3 protein-coding genes are annotated in these 2,241 nt (G+C 66.3%); all 3 read left to right on the top strand.

The features are described from left to right. On the top strand, positions 1-644 hold a 644-nt coding region (locus AC1D15_RS28155), incomplete at its 5' end, for a TonB-dependent receptor domain-containing protein (protein WP_477828606.1). Positions 645-774: 130 nt separating this feature from the next. Continuing rightward, entirely contained in the window at positions 775-1,335 is a 561-nt protein-coding gene (gene ybiA / locus AC1D15_RS28150; protein WP_477828605.1) for a riboflavin biosynthesis intermediates N-glycosidase, read from the top strand. Positions 1,336-1,371: 36 nt separating this feature from the next. Next, positions 1,372-2,241, top strand: an 870-nt coding sequence (locus tag AC1D15_RS28145; RefSeq protein WP_477828604.1) for a zinc metalloprotease, incomplete at its 3' end; no start/stop codon positions are given.

Raw genomic sequence — 2,241 nt, 5'->3', positions numbered from 1 at the left:
GCAACGGGCTGTCGGCCGGCTACTTCAGCAATGTCGGCCGCACCGTGCGCCAGGGCGTGGAGCTCGGCGTGTCGCAGCAGGCCGGCGCGCTGAACTGGGCGCTGTCGTACAGCTGGCTGCGCGCCACCTTCGACTCGCCGGCCTGCCTTGTCTCCGAATCGAACAGCAGCGCCGAGACCAGCGCGGCCTGCACCGGCGACGACGAGATCGAGGTGCGCCAGGGCGACCGCCTGCCCGGCCTGCCGGCGCACACGCTGAAGTTGAGCCTGGACCTGCAGGCCACACCGAGCTGGAGCGTCGGCGCGCAGGTGCGGGCGCAGTCGAAGCAGTACGTGCGGGGCAACGAGAACAATGCCCACCAGGCGGACGGCGTGGATTTCTTCGGCAGCGGCAGCACCGCGGGGTTCACGTTGCTGGACCTGACCACGGGCTGGAAATTCCGGCCGGGGTGGGAGCTGTTCGGCAAGGTGTCGAACGTGTTCGATCGCCGCTATTCGACGGGCGGGCTGCTCGGCACGAATGCGTTCGATGCCAGCGGGGCGGTGCAGGCGCCGGCGGATTGGCGGCACGAGCAGTTCGTTGCGCCGGGCGCGCCGCGGGCGGGGTGGATCGGGATTCGGGTGTCGCTGGGGGGCGATGACTGAAGGCGCCCGCGAGAGGCACGTTGTGCGATTGATTGCGGCGAATGGCCGGGAGCGCGTCACCCACATTGCGAGCAGGGCGACAATCCGCAACCCGTGACGCCACCCGAGCGCGTCCATCCCCGACGCCACCATGACTGAAGCCTTGAACCCCCGCTCCGTCGAAGACCTGCTGTGTTCGCTCGATGCAGGCGCCACGCCCAAGTACCTGTTCTTCTGGGGCCACCAGCCGAACGCCGACGGCTCCGTCGGCAAGGGGTGCTTCAGCCAGTGGTTCGAGGCCAGCTTCGAGGTGGAAGGCCAGCGATACCCGACGGCCGAGCATTTCATGATGGCCGAGAAGGCCCGATTTTTTCGCGATGAAGCGGTGCGCGCTCGAATCCTGGGTGTCAGAACGGCGGCAGAGGCCAAGAAGCTCGGCCGAACCGTGAACGGTTTCGACGACGCAGCCTGGGAGCCGGTGCGCTTTGACATCGTCGTGCGTGCAAACGAGGCGAAGTTTGCGCAGAACCGCGCGCTGCGTGACTACTTGCTCGACACGGGTGATCGTGTGCTCGTCGAGGCAAGTCCGCTCGACAGCATCTGGGGCATCGGCCTCGCCGCGAGCGATGCTGCGGCCTTGGATCCACGCAGCTGGTGCGGGCTGAATCTGCTCGGATTTGCCCTGATGGAAGTACGCAGCCGGCTCTGCTGAGGCGCCTGCGCGGCCGACCCTCCCGTACTCGTCATCATGCTCATCATCTCGATCCTGTGCTTCGCCTGCCTCGCTGTTGGCTTCCTGCTGTACCTGCCGTTCCTGCTCTGGTTCCGGCGTCGACGCGCCCGTGGCAAATCGATGGGGGCCGAGATCCGCTACACCCGTTCCGGGGTTCTGTTGACGTTTGCCACATTCACCGCATTCCTGGGCGGGCTCGCTGCGCGCGAACTCGTGCCCGAGTCCTGGTTCGCGAGTCAGATCTCAGGGGGTAGTGGGGTGGTGCGTTGGGGGATCTGCGTCTTCGTGGTATTCGGTGTCCTGGAGAGGGTGCTGCGTCTCGCGAACATCGCTCTGCAGCATGAGCCACCCATGGACACGCCAGTCGCCGGCGAGGAGAACGTGTCGGCAGGATTGCTGCGCCGATGGAAGGTCGCCACCATTCGCGGTGTTCCGTTGTTCGTCGATGCGGTCCTTCCTCTCAACGGATTGCTGGTGGCGGGCCTCGCCGGTTCAGGCTTGGCAGGATCGTTGGCGTACTGCCTCGCATTCGCCGCACTCATCCTCGTGCACGAACTGGGTCACTTCGCCGCCGCCCGCGCGCTGGGCCTGAAAGTCTTCGCCATCAACGTCTCCGGCCTGGGCGGCAGCTGCCTCACGCAGGTTCCACGCGACGTGAAGGGCACGTTCCTGCTGTTTTCTGCGGGACTGGTGGCGCAGGCGGTATTGCTGGTGCTCGCGCTGGCGGCGGTCGCGATGCTGGGCTATCCGGAATCGCCCGTCGGGCAGAGCGTCTACATCACGTTCACGGTCGTGAACCTCGTCGTTGCCGCGATCAATCTGATCCCCGGCAAGATCGGCGACAACCGATCCACCGACGGCGCGATCCTCTGGGAACTGCTGCTT

The organism is Rhizobacter sp. P2_H2 (assembly GCF_056403375.1).
This window is presented reverse-complemented; position numbering and strand designations above follow the sequence as displayed.

Excerpts from the sequence above, each read along its gene's own strand:
- ybiA (WP_477828605.1), top strand. The coding sequence starts at position 775 with ATGACTGAAGCCTTGAACCCCCGCTCCGTCGAAGACCTGCTGTGTTCG.